This window comes from Scytonema hankhaensis NUACC26 (assembly GCF_045865695.1).
Taxonomy (GTDB): domain Bacteria; phylum Cyanobacteriota; class Cyanobacteriia; order Cyanobacteriales; family Nostocaceae; genus Scytonema.
The window spans coordinates 1-24,485 of the sequence record NZ_BAACAP010000225.1 but is presented as its reverse complement, the minus strand read 5'-3'; the positions used below and the strand labels follow the sequence as shown (position 1 = coordinate 24,485).

Here is a 24,485-nt window from a genome sequence, read left to right as displayed (position 1 = left end):
AACCGCACCTTAACGAACGGACACCACGACAGTTGAAAAGATGAGAAGTGCTTAACATTTCGTTACCATAGAAGCATCAAGAGGGGTAAAGCAAAACCTCCATATCAAAATCAAAGGTGAACGACATGAATGGCACAATTCGCGTTGGCAACCTCTTCGGGATTCCCTTCTACATCCATCCATCTTGGTTTTTTGTCCTGGGCTTAGTTACTTTAAGCTACAGCAGTGGATTAGCAGCGCAGTTCCCGCAGTTGGGTGCAGCATTAGCTGTTGTACTTGGGTTGCTGACAGCACTGTTATTATTTAGCTCTGTTGTAGCTCATGAATTGGGACATAGCTTTGTCGCTCTTCGCCAAGGAATAGATGTCAAATCAATTACACTCTTTATATTTGGCGGATTGGCAAGCTTAGAAAAAGAGTCGGAAACTCCTGCAGAGGCTTTTTGGGTTGCAATTGCAGGTCCTCTGGTGAGCTTACTGGTATTCGGTATACTGACAGGTGTTGGGATTGCGATAAGCTGGGTACAGCTTGCGCCAAGGGCGATCGCACCTTCTGGACCACTCGCTGCAATACTTGGCGTTCTCGCTTCTGTAAACTTAGCATTAGCACTCTTTAACCTAATACCGGGCTTACCTCTAGATGGTGGAAATATATTAAAAGCTCTTGTGTGGAAGATTACAGGAAATCCTTATCAGGGTGTTGTTTTTGCCAGTCGAGTTGGTCAAATCTTTGGTTGGATTGCTATAGCTTCCGGTCTACTCCCATTCTTGTTATCTGGTAGCTTTGCAAACTTCTGGAACTTGCTAGTCGGTTTCTTCTTACTACAAAATGCAGGTAATGCGGCTCAATTTGCTAAAGTACAAGAGAAACTCACAGGTCTAACGGCTGCGGATGCAGTTACCACAGACAGTCCAATTGTCTGTGCTCATCTCACATTACGAGAGTTTGCTGACGAACGTATTTTGGGCTGGCAAAAATGGAATCGTTTCTTAGTGACAGATGACAACGGACAGCTTGTAGGAGCAGTATCTGTCGATAATTTGAGAGCTATTCCAACAGCACTGTGGTCAGAAACTCGAATCGAAGAAGTCATGCGACCAATAGAACAGTTGGTAACGGTGAAATCTGACCAATCATTAATGGATGCAGTACAACTGCTAGAACAAAGAAAGTTATCTACACTTGCTGTCATCCGTGAGAATGGCGTGCTTGTCGGACTTTTAGAGAAAGCTTCAATTATTAACTTACTTTACACAAAAGCTCAAGCAAACGCTGCATAATCAATCTAGATAATATTAACAGTAAAAGCCTAGTTTTTTAGAAAAGCTAGGCTTTTGCTTTCGTATGCTATGGCGGTTTTCACTGGGTGCAATATATAAAAGGTTATGGAACCGCAGCCTGTAGCTGATGCACGCTGATGGAACTGTACTTCATTTGGTATTGGTCTTATAAATGTCAGAACAATTTACTTCAGCACATAGTATCGATTATACTCAATTGCGAGACTTTCTAGAAGCTAAGCAATGGAAAGAGGCTGACGAAGAAACTGGAAAAGTCATGCGAGAAATAACCAACCGTGTTACAGCTGGTTGGATAAGAGAAGAAGATTTTGCTCAATTTCCGTGTTTGGCTCTAAAAATTATTAACGATTTGTGGACTAGATATAGCAAAGGGCGTTTTGGATTTTCTGTACAAAGCCGCATTTGGGAAAGTGTAGAAGATGACTATCTTAGGTTTGGAGACTTGGTGGGATGGAGAGTACACTACATTTGGCAAGCGTATTCCGAACTTCAATTTAGTTTAGATGATGCCTCTGTCGGACATCTACCCGCCGCGCCATTTTATAAGTCTGATGGTGCGGCTATTGGATGGGCTGCAACTCTCACACCCAAATTAGAAGATTGTTATGCGGATGATTTTTGAATACCCTTTGCTATAAACACGTACACGGGTAATGAATTTTCAAGAGTACTATAAGCAAGGGGTACAAAAGCTCGGACAAGGCGACTTCAGGGGTGCAATTGTAAATTTTAATAATGAATATACAGCAAAATATTTGGCAAGTCAACGTTGATGAGAAATTGATTGAATTTTAGTTGAAATTTGAAGTAAGAATTTTCTTATTTTTAGATGTTTTATAATAATTCTCTTATTTTGAAGGCTGAGATTTAGGAGATAGAAACTTTCTTATGATGAGTATTGTCAAACTAGTTATTCTAGGAAAAAATTCACTTGACCTTTGGATAGTGAATCGAATAACCTGAGCGGTCATACACCTTCTCAAGAAAACCTATGAACAGAAAACTTGTACTGAATTTGCTTTCCAGTTCTACAATTTTTACGTCGCTAATGTCTACGCTGGCAATCATCAATCCTGCCCATGCTGCTACTACGACCCAGCGATTAATACACACTAACGATAGTCGTACCTGCATCGATCATCCTCACGGTCACTACACTCTTGTTTGCATTAAAGATTCAGAAAGAAAGCCGGGTGCTTCCCCTGTACGTTCAACAACTATTACCACAGGAAAATCAGACCAGAATGTCGCCATGCTGAACTTTACTGAGGAGGAAAGCAACGCTGCTATTCAATTATTTGGTTGTGACTGTCCGTATTGTCTAAATTCCTTACGTCAGTTGCGCGGCAGTGGAAACTTAGTGTACTAGTTGTTTTGTAGCTTGCTGAAAATCAGGGGCATCAATAGCTGATCTGAAGTTTCATCTTGATTTCATCCTAATCTTCTATGATATTGAAGAAGGTTTAATAAGTTTACTCCTCAACTACCACACTCCCGTCAGGCTTATAGTTATACCACAACGGTATAACTACCTAGTTTTTTGAGTAATGCGCTAGCAATGGCAGAACAATCACTACTATGTAAAAATTTCATCTTAATTTCATTTTGATTCTGTAAATTAGACATCTCCAGAAATTAATTATGCATTACCCGAAAGTCCTGGTAGGGGCGCAAGGCATTGCGCCCTTACATCTTTTCCGGAGATGTCTATTAGTAATTAGAAACTCACATTTACAATTTGATTCATTTTTGTCTCAGGCTCTTTGGTTGTGCCACTAGGGTACGACTGTCAACCTGATTTACTACCAAATACTCATTGTTTGAGGATTTTGGCTATGAAGGCACTTATTATTCTCACTGCGTTCATCCTAACGATTCCCTTAGGCATAGCTTTGTTTCAGGTATCTGTAAGTTCTTTTGCATATGCAAAAGAAGTCAATCAGTCAAATACATTAGCTTGTGAATCCATTCCTCCAGCAAGACCTACTGGCGGAGCTAGTTCAACAAGACTCCAAACCTCCAGATCGAGTACAGTTTTTACTGTTGCATTAATCGCTGCTAGAGGAGTACGCAACTCACGTGAATGATATAAAATTTACTATGAAGGGGAGTAGCTCTGCTGACTGAAGTCAGCACACCTGAGTCAACATACTGGTGATGAGCCTGGTTCAGGTGACAAATCTCTGGTTTCAGTACAGTACTGTACTGTACTGAAACCAGAGATTTGTAAGCGAGACTTTCACTAAATTCACATCTGATGTGAGTTTGGTGAGGTCTTCTTAGTCCTTCCAAGCTCTCTCAGACTGCTAACACATTCTCAAGGGGAGCTTGAAAAGAGTATGGACATCATTACCACTGTTTTTATAGCATTAGGACTTGCAGCCGATGCTTTTGCTGCTTCCATCACCACTGGCATAAAAATCAAACATCTTAGAATCAAATATGCTTTGACGATCGCAACTTTTTTCGGGTTCTTTCAGACTGTTATGCCATTGCTCGGTTGGCTATTAGGTCAAGGCTTGAAAGGTTTTATCTCACAAGTAGACCATTGGATAGCTTTTGGACTTCTAACTTTTGTAGGGGGTAGAATGATTTATGAATCTATGCATTCAGAGACGACAACACAACCTGAGCTTGACCCCTTAAATGTTTCTGTTTTACTAACTCTATCTTTTGCTACCAGCATTGATGCTTTAGTTGTTGGGATAAGCTTTGCTTTTCTCAGAGATTACATTGCTACTTTAGTGGTAGTCATTGGAATCATTACTTTCCTTATGGCTTTTAGCGGTGTTTTTATCGGCAATAAGTTTGGTAATTGGTTTAATAATAAAATTGAAATCCTTGGTGGACTTATATTGATTGGTATTGGCACAAAAATACTCTTTGAACATTTATCTCAGTCTCCATAGGACTTCCTACAAAGCTTGAGCGACATTACCCCAGACATAAACGCAAACGCACTATTACTGATGTGATTCAACTTTGATTAGCTTTGAGGACTACACCTTTTAATCCCCAGAGCTAAACTCAAGTAATGTGGATGCGATCGCACTACTTGCTGGTCTTTATGTTGGCAATCCGAAGCGAGAAACTGCACGAAAAGAGCGCAGAAATAATTCTGGCTGCATTTAAAGAGATTACACTGCTCTTGATTGAGGTGAAAACCGAAATTTACGCTCATTTGACCCCGCTTTCACCTTTACAGAAGCGTATTCTTGCTTTACTGGGCTTTCCCATCAGTATTTACACTCAACTTGATGGTCAATCTTTTACTCCTGAGTAGTCTTTCTTCTAACTCCCAAAAAAATGGGCGAACTGGGAGTTATAAATTAAGCCTTGGGACTTGGTGTTAGACCCTGCCATGAGCCAGACCCCTTACCCCTTCTGGGAATTTCAAGATCTGGGACAGTTCTTTGGTATGCCCTACCGCAACTTGCTCGGCTGGTTAGGAACCGGAGCGCTTTTCATGTCCGTAGCAACGCTTTTCTGGCGTGACACTTTGACCAGACTGAGCCGTACCCAACTGTGGGTTCCGCTCTCGATCTACCTGGTTAACTTTGCCTTCGGAGCCATCATCACAATTAGTCAACTCGACAGCCAGTTCTGGATTCCCACAATAATGAGTGTTTTGTTGGGTGTGGTTCCCGCTGTTGCGCTATGGTGGGCTGCCGAGCCTACTGTTCCCCTATCCTCCTCACCCACTGTTGGTGTCCGAGCGGAGGTTTGGCGAAGAGATGCTGGTCTTATCTCTACAAGATTAAACCAGCATGACAGTTTACGGTAACTAGCAAACGCCATCTGATTAGGAGCCATCCAAGCCTGAGATGTTTTGCTGTCCTCAACACCTACTGTTCCTGACAAGCATTGGTTCAAGCTCTCTTAGTACAGAGACGGATAGTGGATCGTAGCCTAGCTGTTGAGCCATCCGTTCCCTGGCTAAAATTCGGTACTCCCAAAAATGCTCTCCCGCAATACATAGCGCCAAATACATATTGAGAACTTGGGGCTTTCTCAGCAGAAGCGTCCATAGTTGTCGCCAAAACTGCCCTCGAATGTCAGGTCGTCGTAAGCCCTGATGCCAGACTAACTGGGCAATAAGCCGCAACTCCTTACCCAAGGGTAGTTGCATGGTTTGTGCTCGCCTTGCCGGAGGAACAATATTGAGGCACTGCTGAAAACATCGCCTCAAATAGTTTGCGGGTTCATACAATGTCCAGAAGCCTTCGACATACTCTCTAGCAATTTCGGCAATGGGGCGGGTGGGAACAAAATTCATGAGGGTATTCTGGTCTCCCGTAGCCGTGACGCCGACGCCCTCAATTAAACGCTGTTCTGTTTGGAGTCGGTTCCAGAGGGCAGTGTTGGGCAAGGCTTGGAGGATACCTAGCATGGGTTGAGGAATACTAGTTTGTTCAACAAAGGCTTGAATCCGTTCACCCGCACCGGAGCGTTCTCCATCAAAGCCGAGGATAAACCCTGCATAAATTAGCAGTCCCGCTTCGTTTATCTTGTGGCAGGCTTCTACTAGCGGGTTACGTGTATTTTGCATTTTGCGCGTCACGACGAGACTGTCTTGGTCGGGAGTTTCAATGCCGAGAAAGACAGCATAGAATCCTGCTTCTACCATCAGCTCTAGCAGTTCATCATCTTCTGCTAAATTCACAGAGGCTTCGGTCATGAAGGTGAAAGGATAGTTGTGTTGTTTCATCCAAGGAATCAATTCTCGTAAGAGGCGTTTGACATTGCGCTGATTCCCAATAAAGTTGTCATCGACAATGAAGAGTGACCCCCGCCAGCCTAAATCGTATAGGGTTTGCAACTCTGCTAAGGTTTGAAGAGGTTCTTTAGTGCGCGGTTTGCGACCGTAGAGGGAAATGATGTCACAAAATTCGCAATTGAAGGGACAACCGCGAGAAAACTGAATTGCCATCATAAAGTAGGCATCGCGCTCAAGCAGGTCAAAGCGGGGCATGGGGCTAGTCGTGACATCTGGTTTCTGGGTGGAGCGGAAGATTCCTTGGGCATGCCCAAGAGCGATCGCTTCAAGGAACTGCGGAACCGTTATCTCTCCTTCATCCAGGATCAGGTAATGCGCCCCAGAGTCAAGAGCATCTTGCGGCACAGACGTGGGGTAAGGTCCACCTACTGCCACCTTCTTGCCTAACCGCACTGCTTTTTGAATTAGGGCGTGGAAATCCGGTTTCTGCACAAGCATAGCAGAGAGAATAACCAGGTCGCACCACTCCCAATCTGCGTCTGTCTCTAGGCTGACATTGCGGTCATAAAATCTGATTTCCCAATCTTCTCTTAGGAGTGCTGCAACGGTAATAATGCCCAAGGGCGGAATGACTGCTTTGAGTCCTGCCATTTCCATCGCGCGATCGTAAGACCAAAAGGACTGAGGAAATTGGGGGTAGAGCAACAGTGTTTTCATACGCTCCTTCTTTTTAAGATTCTAAGTGCAGTTTTGGTCGATTGTGGCACAAGCGGATACGTAAAACTTTTTACACAAGTTGGATTATGCGACGCAAAAATCGACCATTCAAATCCAAAACCAGCATTTACGAAAGATGTCTTATGACCGAACTAACGAGGTTGTATAGTAACTCTCTATACATCTCAATCAAATCATTATGAAATTTTAATAAATTTGTCTTATCGTGTAACTCAAGAATTATGAGTTGTTCATAAGTTAATTCCTCAAAACAGTAACCATTTTCTATTTCCTTCAACATCTACTTAAAGAATGAATTCAGAGAAATTTTTTGTAGAACTATGGCTAAATTTTAAGACTGAATATTTCAGCTACTCCCTCCCCGCCAGAAGATTACCTACAATTATTTCTCCCTCTTGAGTTAGTGAAAACAACAGAAAAATCGGGCTATAGTTGAATGATATCTACTGTATGTAGTACGTTACTGCTGTCCCAGTTAAAGCTAACTTTTTTCCGCTCGCACTTCTACCCCCCGAACAGTTAGGTTATTTAAGACAGCGTTTTGCAACTAAAGCGAAGAAAGTTTCAGGCGACAATGAATAAACCAATCCTTGAAAAAATAGGCACTCTTTCTGAGTTTGGGACTCATACACCGTGGTATGTGGCGGTGCATCCCCATCCTCTACTTAAAAAAAAATACTCCTACGCGATCGCTATTCATTACGTATTAGAACGCAACCCAGTCCCCATTGCCGACTTTGACTCGTGCCTGTTCGGTTGCTACAGTACACCAGACCAAGCGCTGAATGCCGGAGTAGAGCAAGCCCAAAGTGAGTAAATTCTGTGCTATGATAGTAGATGAGAAAAAAATTCGGTGGCAGCGTTTGTTTTTAGTATTGACAGGCTTTTACCTTTTGGTCAAGACAAGTTTCTCTCCGAAACGGCTTATCTCAACACATATGTGATTTCGGATACAATCTATGTCAATTTATCTAAATAATCTATCCTACAAGGTTTCACAACAGATCTAACATATTTTGTTAGTACAACAGTCTACTGTAAATCAGCTTAATCGCAATACGCAAAGAGCATTGATGCCTGTGTCCAAGTACTACAACTGAAGGCTTTTCTTGTATTCGTGAATACAGACTTGCTAAAAATCAAGTTCTCCCATTTAGTAAAGGTGGCTTGAATATAGTGGCATCTATGCTGAAGAGAATGGCAAATCAAATTTAAGGAATGATTTATGACAATACAATCAACTGTCTCTGAGAGTAAGGATCGCCTTGCTATCAGTTGGACAACTGTTGCCTTTTTTGGTGCAATTCACGCCGTTGCTCTATTGGCTCCCTGGTTTTTTTCTTGGTCAGCTTTGGGAGTCATGATATTTCTGCATTGGTTACTAGGCAGCATTGGTATCTGTTTGGGGTATCACCGACTTTTAACTCATCGGAGTTTTCAAGTGCCGAAGTGGTTGGAATATATTATTGCTACTATTGGTGCGCTTGCCCTTCAAGGAGGACCTATTTTTTGGGTAGCAACACACCGTTTGCATCACGCCTATACTGAAGATGAAGAGAAAGACCCTTATTCGGCAGCACGGGGTTTTTGGTGGAGCCATATGCTGTGGCTTTTGTACCCACGCTCCGAGTTCTTCAACTACTCAAGTTATAAAAAATTTGCACCAGACCTTGAGCGCGATCTCTATTACCGTTGGTTAAATCGCAACTTCTTGCTCCTTCAAATCCCCCTAGGGCTGCTGTTGTATGTTTTGGGTGGATGGAATTTTGTGCTCTATGGCATATTTGTCAGGTCGGTATTGCTTTGGCATAGTACTTGGTTGATTAACTCAGCAACTCACTGCTTTGGATATCGTAATTTCTCTATTGATGATGGCTCCCGTAACCTTTGGTGGGCAGCGCTTTTAACTTATGGAGAAGGTTGGCATAACAATCACCACGCTCACCCAAATGTGGCTTCTTCGGGAGTGCATTGGTGGGAAATTGATGTCACTTGGTGGGCGATTCAAGCTTTAAATACTATGGGTTTAGCTAAAAAAGTTGTGCTTAGGTAGAACTGCGGCCCAATCGTTACTTGAACTGTCGCGGCTACAAGAGTCGGCGTTGCGGCAGTTTGGGCTTGCTCTACTCTGGCATTCAGTGCTTAGTTTCCCAGCACTTTGCCCAGATCCCCCAAAAAAAATCGCACGTTTGTCTCTTGAGAACTGTGCCTAAATTGGCAAACAGACAGACGCTTCCTAGCCCTAATAAAATATACGTGGGAGCCATAACTACTCCCATCATAAACCAAGCAAATACATGCAGTATCATCAATAAAGCAAAGATACTGGCAATGAGAGCAGTTTGCCAGATATGAATAGCCGGACGACCCAACAGTGTAAAAATTATTGTTGATGAGGTAGCAAGCAGGTTCACTGGAATTAAAAAGGCACAAATGCCAATACAGTAAGTGCTTGAGAATTCAGTTAAGGTGTTAAAGTCAAGCATTAGTTTTCTGGCTCAGTTACCAAATTTCATATGGATCTTTGTCTTGAAACTCATGCAGAGGAGCAGAACTAGCTCCGCTAGTTCTGCACTTAGATATGTCCCAAACTGGCATTGTTTGATAACAATGGCTACAACGCCAGTAAATATCACCATGACTTATATGACGGAGTAAACCGTATGAACAGCAAGGGCAACTATGATGACTCCACGTAGATTGCAGGTATATATAGTTGTATTTTCTTGGCTGATATCAGTGATAGTATGAGTTAGTAATTCGCTCGATTTATTTAAGAATTCTGGCATTTTTTATCTCCTTTGTATTGTGGTTCGACACAGATTTTACAAAAGACAGTGGGACTCACTTGTCGTTAAATTTACACGAATTTATGAAATACTGTACTCAGTTTTAGCTCTATTAACCTTGAGGTAGCGTCCCATCCACTGAGTACCTCTTAGCTCCCGAATTGCTGCTGCTTCTTCAGCACCCGTTTCCATTTCAACAACGACAAATCCTTTCTTTTCGCTAGTTTTCTGGTTTATATATACCTGAATTTTCTTAACAAAACCATGTTCGGAAAATATCTGCCTGAGGTCATTTTCTTCAAAATCAGAAGCTAGATTACTCACATAAATTGACATAAAAAATCTCCCGAATCAAAGGATATAGAAATTCCGATTCGGAGAGGAGTTTATTAGTAAGTCCAATCACATAGCCGAAAAGAATTTCTGATAACTTAATTATAGTCTAATTCCCAAATACTTGTTGTAAAAATATCTCCTGGGGAAAATGGGTCAGCACATTAAGCAATCGGAAGAAAGGCTGACTAAGTTAGAGGCAAAACAGGAGGAGTTATTAGAGGGGATTTATAAAGGAGCACCGCTCATGTGAAGTCGTTCGTCTCCACTCAAACTTGGGGAGGCTATTTTTTATTTGTCTACCAAAAGTAGGAGGCAGGCGAATGTAGGAATCATCACACTTAAAAATTAACATTTTCTTTTAAAGATTTTCACTAAATTTATCAGGACTCAAACAAACTCTAGAAGAAGGAGAGAGTCATGCAGAATGATTTGGAGTTTAACCCGTTGGCAATTCTGGCGCAATCTTTGGAATATGTATCGCTACAATCGGTGCGGTTTAAGTAGCTATCTGGCAGTTTGTGCCCAAATCGAGCATTTTGTGGAGTATCGCCAAATTGTCAAAAGGGAGATTAATGAACACTTAGCGCAGTTTCTGGCAGAGTCAGCGAGCAAGACAGAGGTAGAAGCAGAGGCTGTAGTTGCTTAGAAGAGGGATTGCTTTAGCCTTATGTTGGGCTTCAATTACTAATGAATAGTTACACCAGATCAAACCTCTCAAAATTAAAAGGTCGTCAACAATTGCGTCCTCCAACACCGCTGCCTTTTTTCTTGGCACTTGCTCAAGCAACAGATTTGTCAAAACTGCCCGAATCAGAAAGGTTAATTAATAGAAAGCTTCTACATTGTGTCGGAAAGCGATTAAGGCATGCTTACCCTGCTCCTCTTTCAGTGCCGAAAGGATAGCATCAGATACTTCTAATGAAACAATGGTCTTGATTTCAATATTAGTGTTGTAGCCAGATAAGTCTGACAAGCGTCTTCCGTGTCCGCCCTCACCCTGAACTTGACTAATAGTGTAGCCGCTTACACTATGGTTTTTCAGTAGCTTGACAATACGGTCTTTCAGCACCGTTTCCCCAATGATGCTGATTAAGACGGCGGGTTCGAGAGGAGAGACTAAGTTTGACATGGAGAACTCCAGAGAATAGGTTTTAGCTTTTAAAGCTTAAGTTTTTCAGAAAACAAGCGCTACAACTTGTACCCCTAAGATGTAGATTCGTCTTCTGAGTCGGCTAACGGTCAACTCCCATGTTGACAACAACCCTACTGCATGGCAGCGATTGGGTAGTCACACTAACCGCCAATAATGTTGATAAAGTAGCCACTGTCAACGCTGTAAAAAGTGTTCGCAACGTTCAAACCTAATGTCATAAACGTCGCTGTTGATAGATTTTAATTATACTTCACAATTCTCGTGTTTTCCCAAATTACAAATAAGAAATCACAAATAGGGAAAATACAATTGAACTATAAGATAGTCAAATTTAAAGCTAGCGCTTATTTTCTGTTACAGAATTCCATCTGTATAAATCTAGATCCGCTCGATGTTAAGATGAGTGCATAGCATAGGTATAGATTTTCACGGCTTTCAGCTAACTCCACCTAGAATGCACTATGTCAGCTTTAAAGGGCTTGGAAGTATAATTGATATTCACACCAAAATAAAGGGCTTAATGGGCATCGTAGAAAGGCAATTTCTCAATAATAAATTTTATTGATAATCAGTTGGCTATTGCCGCCACACTGCATCTTGAAACTGTTGTCCACAACAGATATTAATAAACCAAGTACCAAAATTTGGAAAAAGTTCATGGGTAGAATTGTCCCGTAAAGAATTTGCCTCCTGCAATTGAGCAACCAAATTTTCGATTTTTTGTAGCTTTGCTTCTCCACTTGTTTGTGGTTCTAAATGATTCAGCAGGGTGCTGGCAATGCCCACCCTACTGTATCTTATAAATCAAATAGGATTGCTATAGTTTCAAAATTCATTTGTTTAAGTCTTGAACAAGTAAACTACTAAAATTAACTAAAGCAACAGCTTGTTTGAGTGGTTTAACTCCCAATCCCATCGCAAAGGTGCTTGTCTCTTTTACTACTATTTTTAAGGTAGTCTTTCACTTGAGAACAACCTTTCTTTAACCAGTCATCCAAATCCGAAATTTGTGTTTCCATTTTGTTAAGATTCCAAAATTTAACAGTTGTATCGTTACTAGCCGAAGCAAGTCTTCGCCCATCCGAGCTAAAATCTACGCTCCAAACCCAATCGTTATGTCCTTGAAAAGTACGCACTAAATTACCATTTAAAGCCCAGAGTTTGACAGTTTTATCAAAACTGGCAGAGGCAATTTGCTTGCCATTAGGGCTAAATTTGACATTAATGACCCTTTCTTGATGACCAGTAAGGGTTTTATCGGTATTAAGAGTTTTATTTGATGTTTGGCATAAAGTATTATCCAGTTTCCAAAGTTTAACAGTTTTGTCGTCACTAGCAGTCGCAATTGTCTTACCATCTGGACTAAAATCAAGACCATTCACTTCATCTTGGTGTCCTATTAGGGTTGCACACAACGTACCATCCAGCTTCCAGATTTTAGCAGTATGGTCATCACTGGCAGTCGCAATCATTTTGCCATCTGGACTAAAACTGACATCCACCACTCGCTCGCCATGACCCATGAAAGTTTTCATGTTCTTACCATTCCAATTCCAAAGTTTTGCAGTTTTATCAGCACTGGCAGTCGCGATCGTTTTGCCATTTGGACTAAAACTGGCAAAGAAAACCTCATCGCCATGCCCTTTGAGAGTTGCAATCTGTTTACCTTCTGTGTTCCATAATTGAGTTGTCCTATCAGCACTAGCAGTAGCAATTATCTTGCCATCCGGGCTAAAACTTACGCCGTTAACTCCAAAAGAGTGTTTAAGAGTTTTTAGTGGATGCCCATTTTGTTTCCAAAGTTTGGTAGTTCCATCTTCGCTTGCAGTAGCAATCATGTCGAATTTTGGGTTAAAACTGACACTACGAACTGCTTTACTATGTGCCTGAATTGGCAGCTGGTTGTTATCAATTTTCCAAAGTTTAACGGTGTTGTCAGTGCTACCAGAAGCAATAATGTTACCTTGCGGACTAAAACTCACGTTATTAACCCGATCTCCATGCTTAATAGTTATACGTAAAGTGCCATCTCGGTTCCAAAGTTTAACTGTTCTATCCCAACTAGCAGTGGCAATTGTGTTACCATCTGGGCTGAAACTTACATCAAAAACTCTGTCGGTATGTCCGGTGAGAGTTGCACGCCAAGTTCCATCGAGATTCCAAAGCTTAGCTGTTTTGTCCCAACTTGCAGTGGCAATTGTGTTACCATCTGGGCTGAAGATTATATCGTAAATCTTGTCTTTATGAGCACTTAAATTTTGAATTTCCTGACCATTTAAGTTCAAAAGTCTTACTATGTGGTCATTATCACTAGCAGTAGCAATTATCTTACCATTCGGGCTAAAACTGACACTATTAACTGAATTACCATTCTCTTTTAGAATTATAGGCTTTTCTCGATCCACATTCCAAAGTAAAACCTGCTTTCCACTAGCAGTAACAAGTGTTTTACAGTCCCGCGCAAAACTTACTTTCAGAACACCATAATTGTGTTTCAGGGTTTTATACAAAGTACCATCTTTATTCCAGAGGTTGACAGTTTTATCCTCACTGGCAGTGGCGAACATCCTTCTTTGGTAACAAAAACTAATGTCATAGACCTTTTCCTTGTGGTTCAAAAGTTTACTAAGCAAACGACCATCTAGATTCCAGAGTCTGATAGTTTTATCTAAGCTAGCAGAGGCGATCGCGTTACCATCAGGACTAAAACTGAGACCATAAACCCAGTTGGTATGTCCTTCTAGGCGGTTAAGTTCTTTCATGCTATCAACTGCTTGTTGCAGTGTTCCTACAACTTCTTTCTGGTCTAATTTAGGGTTTGCCCGTACTGCCTGCTTGAGTTTTTTCCCCGCTTTTAAAGCAAGTATCAACGCATCAAAATTTTGATTGACTTGTAAAAGATTTTCTGAAGAAACTCGAAGAGCGTTAATCTCATTTTTTTCTGCTTCTTGTCTTTGGTTTTCTGTCTGCACCCATCCAAATCCCAAAGCCCCTGCCAGAAGTAAAGTCCCTCCCATGCTACCAGCTAGAATACGCCTCTTTATCCGCTCTCGCTTCTTTTGCTCCTTATATTGCAGTGCCAAACTAGCTTGTATATATTCTTGCTCTAGAGTCAGCTCCTTCGGACGCTTTTGCACCCATTCTCCAGCATCAACCAAAGCTTTACCTCTTAACAACGCATCTTTATCCCGCTCGCTTTTTTCCCAGTGCTGTCTTGCCGATCGCAGTTCTTGCAGCCAGGTACGAAAATCGCGGTCTAGTTCGAGCCACTGGCGCAAGTGTCCCCACTTTTGAATTAACGCTTCATGGACAATTTCCACAGTTTCATTGCCCGTTGCCTCATCGTATCCTGTAACTACCAAACGCTCGGAAGCAAGGCGCGTTACTAAATCCCAGTTCTCTTCCCCTACCTCTTTGCGAGTCGCCAGACGTCGAGTATCGCTCGTTTCTTCTCCAAGATGTACCAACTGAGTGAAAATCCGTCTTGCTTGTTCTTTTTCCTTTGGATTCAGTTTGTCGTATACTCGGTCAGCATAATCAGCGACAGCAGCTTCGACGCCGTGAATTTCATTGTAAGCTGCATTTTGCAAGAGAGTTTCGGTTCGTTTTTCCCACAGTTGGGTCAGAGCGAATTCCAGTAAGGGTAAATTTCCTGCTTGGGTTGCGATCGCCCTTTCGGGCGCGGCGAAGCCGAACGCACTCAGAATTCGTTCGGCAAGTCCCGGCTCTAACGTCACTCCAAGTAGCGCTGCTGGTTGTTTTATCGCTGCAAGTAGTTCTTCAGCATTCATGGGACCCAGCTTCAGATCGCTGTGCTGTAAGGCATCGGCAAAGGGACGGTAGGAAAGAGCTTGTGCTAAAAAATCTGCTCTTAAGGTGATAACAAGAGTTAAATTTGATGGGTAGGCGATCGCTTCCAAGAGCTTATCTAAAAAAATCTGACACTCTTGTATGTCTTGAGATAAAGCGTAAAGTTCTTCAAACTGGTCTGCAACTAACAGTAGCTTGCATCTGGGATTTCTTCTAACAATATCACCTGCAACGTCTCGTAAAGAATTTGCCGCCTGCAATTGGGCAGCCAAATTTTCGATTTTTTGTAGCTTTGCTTCTCCACTTGTTTGTGGTTCTAAATGATTCAGCAGGGTGCTGGCTAGAGCGTGAAAGGGTCTAGAGCTTGGTCGAAAAGACGCTACAATATAGTTCCCAGCACGACGCAGCTCGGGAATAAGTCCAGCAAATACGACAGAGGACTTACCGCTACCACTTGAACCGATAATTGCAACTAAGGGTTGATTTTGAACGGCTGCCAACAGCCTACTGATAAAAGCGTCACGTCCGAAGAAAAATGGTGCATCCTCCTCTCGGAAGGCGAACAAACCGCGATATGGACATTTGTCAGTAGGACGACGCCCTAATTCTTGCCAAGAAAGTGGTGCAGTGGCAGGATTTTGAAAAATCACTGGCAACCAACTAGCACTGGGATATTCATTCTCCAGTCCATGCAGCTTTAACCGTGCTTCCCTTTGAGCCAAATAGAAAGACTTACCACTAGCAAACGCCGGGAGGAAATAAGTTAAAAACTGCTGTGCCACAACATCCAGCACTGGTTCCCGCATAACAATAATTTGGGGAATATGCAGCTGTTGTAGCTCAAAGGCTAATCCCATACCATCGCAGGAGTTGAATATTGCCAGCTGCAACCCTTTGTCAACAGCGTTTCTCAAAGCATACCTGAGTTCTGCAATGGTTAAGCTTTCCGTTTTATTGATGTAAATGCGACCACGATCGCCCTCTGTCAAACTATGACCGGCAAAAAATAGGATGTCCCACTGTTGCTCCCAAAGAGATTCGTTGATCTCCCGACGTTGCGGTTCTGCAAGGAAGTTTGTTTCAGCATTTGGCAGATTTTCTAGCAAATTCCGGTCTTTTTGGATATTTATACCAATACTATTGCCTAAAATTGCTAAAATTCTGACACGTTCTTGCAATGCGGGCGTTTTTTCTGAGATTCTTGGTTGAGAATCTGGCAAACACAAAGCCACTTCAGCTAGTGGGTAATTCTCAACCAAATCCCACAAATGCCAAGGAAGTTTCAACAGAGACTTATTTGAAGTGCGAACTAGCACTTGCACTTCGTTGGGCGCGACGAATTGTTGGAGGCATTTGTCGCGGATAGGGCGAAAGGACTCTGACAGAAGCCATTGATTGAGTTGCTTACGCAAATCACTGTCAGATTTTTGGACTTCTTCGATCCACTGGGTAATGCGATCGCCGTAAGTAACTTTACCAGATTTTATGCGGGTAGATTCTCCTAAACTGCAATATATAGACCGCCACTGGTCAATTACTGCTGCGAGATATGGATTTGAGGGCAAGTTTCCAACGATCTCCGTAATAGGGCGATTATCTTCTTCTATTGTTAGCGTCACCTTTACAGAGTATTCTAGGTCACCATCTAGCTTCAGAACAAGTAACTTCTTCACTGTTATTATCCAAAAAGATTATCGTTTTTCCTCCCGCACGCACAGCATTAATGCAGCAGACCTTAAATGCGATTCTAGAAAATCAGGCTACTCTATTCTTTATTCAATACTAAGCGTAAAATTGATGCAAACAGTCGTTAAATACACGAGTTTTGACCGCTCGAGATAGCTGTGCAGGGCTGGTATTGTTACATTATTTTACACGTTGTTTTATTGTGCAGCTATTTCAGCATGACCCCTCCAACAGCGTAATTCCTGTACTAATTTGCTGCGCTCGCTCGCTCGACATATGAGTGACGGGCGAGGACGCCCGTACCACAAGAAATTAAGATTTATTTTAAAATCAACCCTTCAACCCCAACTGCATAAGCTGATTGTACTGACATCCATATATAAATAATGATGTAAAAAACGTAGGCAAGGCGTAAATCTTTGTACTATAGTTCTGTGCATCACATAAAACACATATTGTGAGAGTACCAGAAATTCCAAAATGGTTCTTTGACAATGTTAAACAAAGATAAAATTTAATTAGGGATTTATCAAGTCATGTCTGTTCAAATCTTAGAACTAGATGACCAGTACGTACTCAACCATTGCACTAAGTTTTTAGCTCGGACAAATACAGACCCCCGCCATAATTTCGGTCAGTTTCAGGATGACGATTTGCGTTCGCGTATCGGTGAGTCCTGGCGATTTCCCATCATTGACGCCTATAGCGATGGGATAGATGCCACGAAATACTATGACCGGAACCGAGTGACATTTGTTTACCAACAACAGGGAGCAACATCTCCAAATCAAGTTGCCGTCATAGGAACCTTTGCAAATCTTTACGAACACATTTCTTTAAAAAATATTAAGTTTTTAGGAGAACCGACAAGCTATTATGCAGTATCAGTTCTCATCCCAAAAGGTGAAGTTCATACATATAAATTCATAATTGACGGTCGAGCAATTCCAGATCCAATTAATCCTCAACGGAAGATTCTCGACAACGGTCAAGAATGGTCTCGCTTTTTCACCGATTTTTGCACTCAACCGCTCAATTTTGATGATTGGGAATACGATCTTTTAGAACGGCTAGTCGAACATATTTTGCCCTTCCGTACAGAAGAAGGACAAAACTTTGTCAACCGTTATTACAATTCTTTAGACCGTCAAGAGGCTGAAACCCAAGTACCCTACGCCTATAAATTAGACGAATCTGTTGGGGCGACAAATTTCATCGACAACATATTGGCACGAGAAGAAAACCACCATCTCATTGATTACAAAATTTGCCTCGAACAAATTGACCGAGTTCTCCGACAGCGCAATCCTTTCGTAGACCCCAATGAAATGCCTCGCGAGATGTACGTTGAACTATACAAAGAGATGTCAACGGACAACGTAAATGGCTGGGACAAAAATAAATATGGCAGTCCCCTCCACTTCCTCAGATTGTTACGCCGTCACACCTACACGGGTGCTTTTGCTCATCCCAAGTACGGCGGTAACGTTGGTGCTGCTGGTTGGGCATATCTGGCGGAAAGATTGCGCGATGAAAATGGAAAAACCCTGTTTGACTGGCGCAGGTCAATTGAAAAACCCCTCGGTGTCAATAGCGATTATCACGGTTAAGAAGGTATTGGTTTATGCAAACACAATTTGATGTTGTCATTATCGGAAGCGGTGCGGGTGGTGCGCCTATCGCTCACACATTAGTCAAAGCTGGAAAGTCTGTACTCATTCTTGAAAAAGGTCCACTGTTAAAACCTCAGTATCAAAATCCTGACGGATTGAGTGATTTCAAACGCGATGAACTGTTTGCTGACGGACCAGCAAAACGCATTAAGCATAATGTTGTTAATAAGGGTGAGGCATTTTATTCGAGTCATATAGAGCCTGATATCAATGACGAACCTCATATTTATGAAGACAAGGGGAACCAATTTGCCAGTATTGAAGGATACACGGCTCAAGTGGTGGGTGGTGGAACTCAACTCTATGGTGCTGTCTCTTTGAGATTTACCCCTCTCGATTTGCGCTTGCAAAGTTTTAACGCCGGACGTACCGATTTGAAGAACGATCCTAACGGCGATGTCCAAACGGAAGCGCGAGATTGGGCAATTAGTTATGAGGATTTGGAACCATACTACGCTAAAGCCGAACATTTGGTGGGGATCAACGGAACTCGACAAAACCAACTCAAACCTTTCAGCAGTGACAACTATCAACAACCTCTAGAACCAAACCCCATTAGCAATTCTGCAAAAATAGGTATGGAATGGCTGGGCAAAACTACGGGAAACAAAGAACCAGTCCTACCTTACCGCACCCCATTAGCGGTGATTACCCGCGACCACGAACCTAGCGGTCGTAAAGTTCCTAGCGCTCCGGAGACGATTAAAACGAGCTACGTCAACCGTTATGGATGTCCTTTGGGGCTGAAATCCAATACTTGGGTATCTCTGTTAAGCCCTATCGCCAACTCTCCCAACTTTGAAATCCGACCGAACTGTTTTGTTGCTCGCTTAGAGTGTCAAGGTGAGAAAGTCAATCGCGTAGTGTATGTCGATCCGAGTGGGAAAGAGCGTTTTGTAGAAGGTAAGTTGGTTATTGTAGCGTGTTCGGCAATTGAATCAGTCCGATTATTACAAATCTCTGCATTGCATGACCCTCATGAGTTTGGTCGTCGCATTCACCAAAATGACCTCCTCGGTAAATACTTCCTCACTCACTGTTTCGGCGGTGCAAGTGCGATCGTACCAAAACGCAGTGATAAATCAATTGCTCTTGATGCTGACTGGGCAATAGACTGCTGTGCGACAGAAGAGTTTATCAAAAGTCGAGGACTCTGGGCTGGGGCTGCCATCTACAATAATACTTCAGACAGAGCTTTACCTGTCTCCCTTGCTAGAACTCACCGCAGTACAGACCTCGATACTCTGTGGAAAGGTTTTATTGAAGATACAGCTTTAGTTGGCGACCAATTGGCGAAGTTTCTGGACAACACGGTGGGGAAAGGATTATCTGTCAGTTTCATGGCAAACCAATTGCCTTTGAAGACCAATCGAATTGAACTTCATCCTTCTATTAAAGATAAATGGGGTCTTCCCGTTGCGTTTATTAGAAAGATTTGGCATCCTCACGACCAATTCTTAATGAATGAATTAGCATTCTGTTGTCGCCAAGTGCTGGAAAATGGGGCTGACCTTAATGGTGAGAAGTTACAAGTCGAAGGACATGGCGGAGTGTATCAAGCACCAAATGGTATTGCACGTATTGCCAATCATATTTTAGGTGGAGCGCGTTTCGGAACTGACCGCAACGACTCGGTTTTAGACCCAAATTGCCGTGCTTGGGACTTTGACAATCTCTATGTAACTGATGGTTCTTTCATGCCAACATCAGGGAGCGCTAACCCAACCCTGACTATCCAAGCAAATTCTTTCCGCGTAGCTGACGAATTACTGAAGAGGCTTTAGTCTTATGGACCCAAAATTTAACGAGATTTTCACTAGCCCTTGGAACGAAATTTTTAAGGTTGTCTCTTTCCCGGATCGCATTTACCACGCTCAATATCTAAATGCAACTCGTTGCTCGCGGTATCGTTACAACGTGCAAGAAGTTCGCTCTTATTTAGATATCATCGTTTTGAAGGGTGAAGTTTACTTGGATGGGCTGTTTTTGTGCAACTTCTTACGAATTGAGTACAAAAGCAGTCGTTTGGTAGAACAATCGCGAGAGAAAAAGCGGCTTATTGAGGATGAATTGATTGCTTGGATTAAGGTAATACCTGAAAATTTGCAGAACGTTGCTGAAGCCACAGTGAAGCTGCACTACTGTCATTGGACTGATGCTTACCAAGTGGAGATTTGGGAAACTCTCGAACCACCCGGTAACACGAGTCATGACTACCGAGTTCTCGACCAAATGGGTTACTACCGACCAATTACAAGGGTGCGGGAGTTTAATCCGGCTTTACAAGATATCAAAGCCATTAAAAAGGTAGAGTTAGCTTTTCGTGAAAGCGATCGCCACTTGCCTATGGGTTATCCTATTGGTGATAATGCTGCTTGGGACAACGGCTACATGAGCACGCATCAAGAACCCCGTAGTCCTGAACCGAATGCTCCAGAAAATACTGTTTCAGATAAAAATTACCTCCTCAATTTCCAACGCGGTTGGTTCTTACAAACTCAAGACATCGCACCCGTGCGCTACCGCGATCTTATGATGAACCACTTCGATCCGGCAAGTACAAACATTACTGAAACGCGCTGGTTAGTGCAGCGAGAACTGGGCGGTTCAATGGTGTCTTTTCATGAAGATATCGTTCCTCCTGGAGCAGAACAGGGTACTCACCAACACATCGGTTCTGAAGAACTTTATTACATTACTGAAGGTGAAGGAATTGCCTACCTCCGTGTTGGAGACGATCCTGCAACAGATAAATACCCAACAGTGGAACGAGATGTTATGGGGTTGGGTAAAAAAGATTTCAAAGAAATCCCTGTAAAATCCGGTAGTGTTGTTTTCACGAAAAGTGGTGGAATGCATGGTATTCGTAACTCTGGCACTCAACCACTGAAGTTTGTTGCTTTTCTCTACCACACTGTATAAAATCTATCTTAAATCCCCATGTTTATCGTTAACACGGATACTGTCGTTAAAGTCGATCCCAATAATCCACCTAGCTACCATCAGGGTAACCCACTTCAGAAATTGCTGAACTTGATGGAACAGGCACAGCTTGCAGTTGAGCGGGAATTTTACTTAATGGAACACGCTCAATATTTGTTTCCTTTTGAATGGCTTAGTATATACGGACCCTCTGGAAATCAAGCAGACATAGTTGAACCTGTCCGACAGGATAACAAAGAAGATTTTCAAAAACAGAACATCAAAGATTTCCGCAGTACAGACACCTTCTTGGTTCGCGGTTTGGTGAGAGTGGGAGACTCTGTATTCCCGTTTTTGCGAGTGTCTTATCGAGGCGGTCCCGATTCCAAACTCTCCGTTGCAAGCGATAGCGAAGCGCTGCGGCGAAGCGCCGAACGCAATCTTGGTGAAAAAATTAAACTTTGGATTAAGGTAGGAGATGTCGCGACTCCTTCGTTGATAAGTGTACCTTATAACCCAGCTAGCGATCGCTATGAAGTAGAATTATGGGGTTATCCTGGTAGTGACTTATTCAATCGATTAGATACCAAAGGACGCAAAGCCATTGAGCGTCTAGAACTCCAAGTCCGTACCGACTTAGTGCATGGCGATATGTCAGCATTCGTGCGTCGTAGCGAATTAAACGGGCGACACGTGGAGGATATTGACCCCAAAAACACCATGCATCCAATCTTACCCCTGCACATAGAACTTGGTTGGACAGACTTTGACGAAAAAGTATGGGATTCTCAAAACGGGACAAACTACCACTACGAATTCAACATGATTTTTCGTGGATGGGACAACTACTTGGAAACTGGTGTCAGTGCAAGTCCCCACAGCGGTCCCGGCTTCTTGGAGTATCGCAACCTCTTATCTAACTATGGTAGAAAATCCCAGAAATTAGGCGACATTGATGGCAATGGTAACAGAATTAACGAACTCGGTCGCTTGTTGAATCCGTGGAGTTTCAACGCCTTCGATTCTAAAAATCACGGGAGTGATTCGGAACCATTCTTCGCAGTCAATTACGTTGACCTTAATATTCTGAAGTCGGGATGCGGTATTGGCTTACATCGCCATAGAGATAACCAAGAAATCTTTTTCCTAGTGAGCGGTCAAGGTTTTATGGTCATGGGTGACTGGTGTAAAATGCCTCAAAGAGAGAGGTGTTTTGAAATTCGCACGTTTCGTCCCGGATACATAACCCTGCTCAAACCAGGGAATCTTCACGGGTTGATGAATTCCACAGATCGAGATATGACTCTATTTTCCTTTGGAGGATACGATTAAGGAACTTTTAAAAAATAAATTATCTATCTTGTGGTAGTTGTTTATAGTTGTGGTACGGGCGTCCCCGCCCGTACATTCCTCAGAGGACGGGCGAGGACGCCCGTACCACAAGAAAAAATTTGGAGACCACAAGAAAAAATTTGGAGACCACAAGAAAAAATTTGGAGACCACAAGAAAAAATTTGGAGACTACAAGAAAAAATTTGGAGATTGTTTAATTCGGAAGTTCCCAAGCAATAATGACTACACTAGAACAATGGAAAAACAATCAAAGGGCAATTATGATGAGCGATCGCGATTACACCCTAATCTTAGATAAAAGTGGCAGTATGTCTACGCCCGACCAAGCAGGTGGTAGAAGCAGATGGGATATAGCCCAAGAGTCTACACTAGCATTAGCCAGAAAATGCGAGCAATTCGATCCCGATGGCATCACCGTTTACGTGTTTTCCGGAAAATTCAAACGCTATGAAGAAGTCACTTCAGCCAAAGTGGCTCAGGTATTTATGGAAAATGACCCAGCTGGTACAACCAATCTAGCAGGTGTTTTGCTGCATGCCACTCAAAATTACTTTCAACGCAAAGCTGCGGGTAAAGCAAAGCCAAATGGAGAAACCATTTTGGTTGTCACCGATGGAGAACCAGACGATCGCAAAGCTGTTTTTGAAGTTATCATCGATGCAACGCGCAAGATGGATCGCGATGAAGAATTAGGAATTTCTATTATTCAAGTAGGTTCCGATCCCCAAGCAACTAAGTTTTTGAAAGCTTTGGATGACCAGTTACAAGGCGTTGGTGCGAAGTTTGATATTTGTGATACTGTCACTCTAGATGATTTAGAAGATATGAGCCTTGCAGATGTCTTGATGAATGCGATTACTGATTAGTTATTGGGGAACTCGGGGTCCCCTCTGGGGATAAGGGGCAATGGGGATTGGCGATTGGCGATTGGGCAGTAAAAAAATGACCAATTCTTACGAAGATTACGCTTTACTAACTCAATATGTAATTAAGTTTAAATTGTATAGCAAACAAGAGATCTATAGCAATCCTAAATCATTTATAAACAATTTTCTGTCATGTAGGATAGGCATTGCCCACCAAAAACTTATGTGGTGGGCAATGCCTATCCTACGTGTTTACAAATCAAATAGGATTGCTATATCGTAATTTCTAGAAGAAAAGTAAATTCTCTGAATGTGCGCTCGTAACCAGGAACCGACTATCGAGTCACATCTGTTTTGCGTCGGGGAGACAAGCTTGAAGTCGTCAAGCGCAGTAAAAAGAAAATATAATAACTATATAACTAAATAAATAAAAAATATTATGGAAAGTCACGAAATGTTACAAAATAGAGACTACACCTTGATTATCGATAAAAGTGGTAGTATGGCAACCCCAGACCAAAAAGGGGGAAAAAGTCGATGGGCGACAGCAGAAGAATCTACCTTTGCTTTAGCAACTAAATGCGAACAATTTGACCCTGACGGTATTACTGTTTATCTGTTTTCTGGAAAATTTAAGCGTTATGAAAATGTGACAGCCAGCAAGGTGACACAAATTTTCCAAGAAAACGATCCCGCTGGGAGTACGGACTTAGCAGGCGTATTGCAACACGCCCTTGATAATTACTTCCAACGCAAGAGTGCCAATCAAACAAAGGAAAATGGAGAGACAATTTTAGTCGTTACAGATGGCGAACCGGACGATCGCAAAGCGGTTATGAAGGTCATTATTGAAGCTTCTCGTCGTATGGATCGGGATGAAGAATTAGCAATTTCTTTTATTCAAGTGGGTAAAGATGCCCAAGCAACTCGTTTTTTAAAAGTACTAGATGACGAACTGCAAGGAGCGGGTGCAAAGTTTGACATTTGCGACACCATTACCATGGATGATATGGAAGATATGAGTTTATCTGAAGTATTACTTAATGCGATAAATGATTGACACCTGACCAGTGACCAGTGACCAGTGTTATGTATGGATTCAATTGATAAATTATTAGCTGAATTAAAAGAGCATTACGAA

General features: G+C 42.4%; 22 protein-coding genes and 1 pseudogene. 16 read left to right on the top strand and 7 right to left on the bottom strand.

Annotated elements, in window-relative coordinates; genetic code table 11:
• Positions 1-125 precede the first annotated feature (125 nt).
• The 7 genes and pseudogenes from ACKTT2_RS32460 to ACKTT2_RS32430 all read left to right on the top strand — a co-directional run bounded on the left by ACKTT2_RS32460 (position 126) and on the right by ACKTT2_RS32430 (position 5,085).
• Positions 126-1,280 carry a site-2 protease family protein gene (locus ACKTT2_RS32460; RefSeq protein ID WP_407894517.1) on the top strand — a complete coding sequence of 385 codons (1,155 nt, stop codon included), beginning with the start codon at positions 126-128 and terminating at the stop codon, positions 1,278-1,280.
• 172 nt (positions 1,281-1,452) lie between these two features.
• Positions 1,453-1,923 carry a GUN4 domain-containing protein gene (locus tag ACKTT2_RS32455; RefSeq protein ID WP_407894515.1) on the top strand — a complete coding sequence of 157 codons (471 nt, stop codon included), beginning with the start codon at positions 1,453-1,455 and terminating at the stop codon, positions 1,921-1,923.
• 369 nt (positions 1,924-2,292) lie between these two features.
• Positions 2,293-2,670 carry a hypothetical protein gene (locus ACKTT2_RS32450; protein WP_407894513.1) on the top strand — a complete coding sequence of 126 codons (378 nt, stop codon included), beginning with the start codon at positions 2,293-2,295 and terminating at the stop codon, positions 2,668-2,670.
• 466 nt (positions 2,671-3,136) lie between these two features.
• Positions 3,137-3,388, top strand: coding sequence for a hypothetical protein (locus ACKTT2_RS32445; protein WP_407894511.1), 252 nt, complete (start codon positions 3,137-3,139; stop codon positions 3,386-3,388).
• Positions 3,389-3,640: 252 nt separating this feature from the next.
• Positions 3,641-4,210, top strand: coding sequence for a manganese efflux pump MntP (locus tag ACKTT2_RS32440; protein ID WP_407894510.1), 570 nt, complete (start codon positions 3,641-3,643; stop codon positions 4,208-4,210).
• Positions 4,211-4,355: 145 nt separating this feature from the next.
• Positions 4,356-4,584: pseudogene (locus tag ACKTT2_RS32435) on the top strand (IS1634 family transposase); the annotation flags it as partial.
• A gap of 63 nt (positions 4,585-4,647) precedes the next feature.
• The gene (locus tag ACKTT2_RS32430) at positions 4,648-5,085 is read left to right on the top strand and encodes a carotenoid biosynthesis protein (protein ID WP_407894506.1); all 438 of its coding nucleotides are present in this window, start codon (positions 4,648-4,650) and stop codon (positions 5,083-5,085) included.
• Positions 5,086-5,139: 54 nt separating this feature from the next.
• Here the strand turns inward: ACKTT2_RS32430 and ACKTT2_RS32425 are convergent, their stop codons facing one another.
• A complete protein-coding gene (locus tag ACKTT2_RS32425) occupies positions 5,140-6,735 on the bottom strand; it encodes a B12-binding domain-containing radical SAM protein (RefSeq protein WP_407894504.1) in 1,596 nt (531 codons plus the stop codon).
• A gap of 595 nt (positions 6,736-7,330) precedes the next feature.
• On the opposite strand from ACKTT2_RS32425, the gene ACKTT2_RS32420 reads away from it, so the two are divergent.
• Both ACKTT2_RS32420 and ACKTT2_RS32415 read left to right on the top strand, forming a co-directional pair.
• Positions 7,331-7,573 (top strand): hypothetical protein, encoded by a 243-nt coding sequence (locus ACKTT2_RS32420; protein ID WP_407894502.1) that lies wholly within the window; start codon positions 7,331-7,333, stop codon positions 7,571-7,573.
• Positions 7,574-7,981: 408 nt separating this feature from the next.
• Positions 7,982-8,809, top strand: coding sequence for an acyl-CoA desaturase (locus tag ACKTT2_RS32415; protein ID WP_407894500.1), 828 nt, complete (start codon positions 7,982-7,984; stop codon positions 8,807-8,809).
• A gap of 82 nt (positions 8,810-8,891) precedes the next feature.
• Here ACKTT2_RS32415 and ACKTT2_RS32410 read toward each other — a convergent pair whose 3' ends face one another.
• The 3 genes from ACKTT2_RS32410 to ACKTT2_RS32400 all read right to left on the bottom strand — a co-directional run bounded on the left by ACKTT2_RS32410 (position 8,892) and on the right by ACKTT2_RS32400 (position 9,881).
• Positions 8,892-9,242: a hypothetical protein gene (locus tag ACKTT2_RS32410; protein ID WP_407894498.1), complete on the bottom strand. Its 351-nt coding sequence runs from the start codon at positions 9,240-9,242 to the stop codon at positions 8,892-8,894.
• A 156-nt stretch (positions 9,243-9,398) separates the two neighbouring features.
• Positions 9,399-9,545, bottom strand: a complete 147-nt coding sequence (locus tag ACKTT2_RS32405) for a hypothetical protein (protein ID WP_407894496.1) — start codon at positions 9,543-9,545, stop codon at positions 9,399-9,401.
• Between the two features lie 81 nt (positions 9,546-9,626).
• Complete coding sequence (locus ACKTT2_RS32400; protein ID WP_407894494.1) at positions 9,627-9,881, bottom strand: RNA recognition motif domain-containing protein; 255 nt, start codon at positions 9,879-9,881, stop codon at positions 9,627-9,629.
• Between the two features lie 424 nt (positions 9,882-10,305).
• Here ACKTT2_RS32400 and ACKTT2_RS32395 point away from each other — a divergent pair, with 424 nt between their 5' ends.
• Positions 10,306-10,527, top strand: coding sequence for a DUF4070 domain-containing protein (locus ACKTT2_RS32395; RefSeq protein ID WP_407894492.1), 222 nt, complete (start codon positions 10,306-10,308; stop codon positions 10,525-10,527).
• A 177-nt stretch (positions 10,528-10,704) separates the two neighbouring features.
• Here the strand turns inward: ACKTT2_RS32395 and ACKTT2_RS32390 are convergent, their stop codons facing one another.
• From ACKTT2_RS32390 to ACKTT2_RS32380, 3 genes are all read right to left on the bottom strand, one after another.
• Positions 10,705-11,010: a P-II family nitrogen regulator gene (locus ACKTT2_RS32390; protein ID WP_407894490.1), complete on the bottom strand. Its 306-nt coding sequence runs from the start codon at positions 11,008-11,010 to the stop codon at positions 10,705-10,707.
• Positions 11,011-11,610: 600 nt separating this feature from the next.
• A complete protein-coding gene (locus ACKTT2_RS32385) occupies positions 11,611-11,820 on the bottom strand; it encodes a hypothetical protein (protein ID WP_407894489.1) in 210 nt (69 codons plus the stop codon).
• A 113-nt stretch (positions 11,821-11,933) separates the two neighbouring features.
• Complete coding sequence (locus ACKTT2_RS32380) at positions 11,934-16,517, bottom strand: nSTAND1 domain-containing NTPase (RefSeq protein ID WP_407894488.1); 4,584 nt, start codon at positions 16,515-16,517, stop codon at positions 11,934-11,936.
• A gap of 549 nt (positions 16,518-17,066) precedes the next feature.
• Here ACKTT2_RS32380 and ACKTT2_RS32375 point away from each other — a divergent pair.
• The 6 genes from ACKTT2_RS32375 to ACKTT2_RS32350 all read left to right on the top strand — a co-directional run bounded on the left by ACKTT2_RS32375 (position 17,067) and on the right by ACKTT2_RS32350 (position 24,404).
• On the top strand, positions 17,067-18,140 hold the full coding sequence (locus ACKTT2_RS32375) for a gluconate 2-dehydrogenase subunit 3 family protein (RefSeq protein ID WP_407894487.1): 1,074 nt from the start codon (positions 17,067-17,069) through the stop codon (positions 18,138-18,140).
• Positions 18,141-18,154: 14 nt separating this feature from the next.
• Positions 18,155-19,987, top strand: a complete 1,833-nt coding sequence (locus tag ACKTT2_RS32370) for a GMC family oxidoreductase (protein ID WP_407894485.1) — start codon at positions 18,155-18,157, stop codon at positions 19,985-19,987.
• Positions 19,988-19,991: 4 nt separating this feature from the next.
• Positions 19,992-21,125 (top strand): cupin domain-containing protein, encoded by a 1,134-nt coding sequence (locus ACKTT2_RS32365; RefSeq protein WP_407894483.1) that lies wholly within the window; start codon positions 19,992-19,994, stop codon positions 21,123-21,125.
• Positions 21,126-21,143: 18 nt separating this feature from the next.
• Entirely contained in the window at positions 21,144-22,457 is a 1,314-nt protein-coding gene (locus ACKTT2_RS32360; protein ID WP_407894481.1) for a cupin domain-containing protein, read from the top strand.
• A 281-nt stretch (positions 22,458-22,738) separates the two neighbouring features.
• Positions 22,739-23,344 (top strand): vWA domain-containing protein, encoded by a 606-nt coding sequence (locus ACKTT2_RS32355; protein ID WP_407894638.1) that lies wholly within the window; start codon positions 22,739-22,741, stop codon positions 23,342-23,344.
• A 454-nt stretch (positions 23,345-23,798) separates the two neighbouring features.
• Complete coding sequence (locus ACKTT2_RS32350) at positions 23,799-24,404, top strand: vWA domain-containing protein (protein ID WP_038077531.1); 606 nt, start codon at positions 23,799-23,801, stop codon at positions 24,402-24,404.
• Positions 24,405-24,485: the final 81 nt, after the last annotated feature.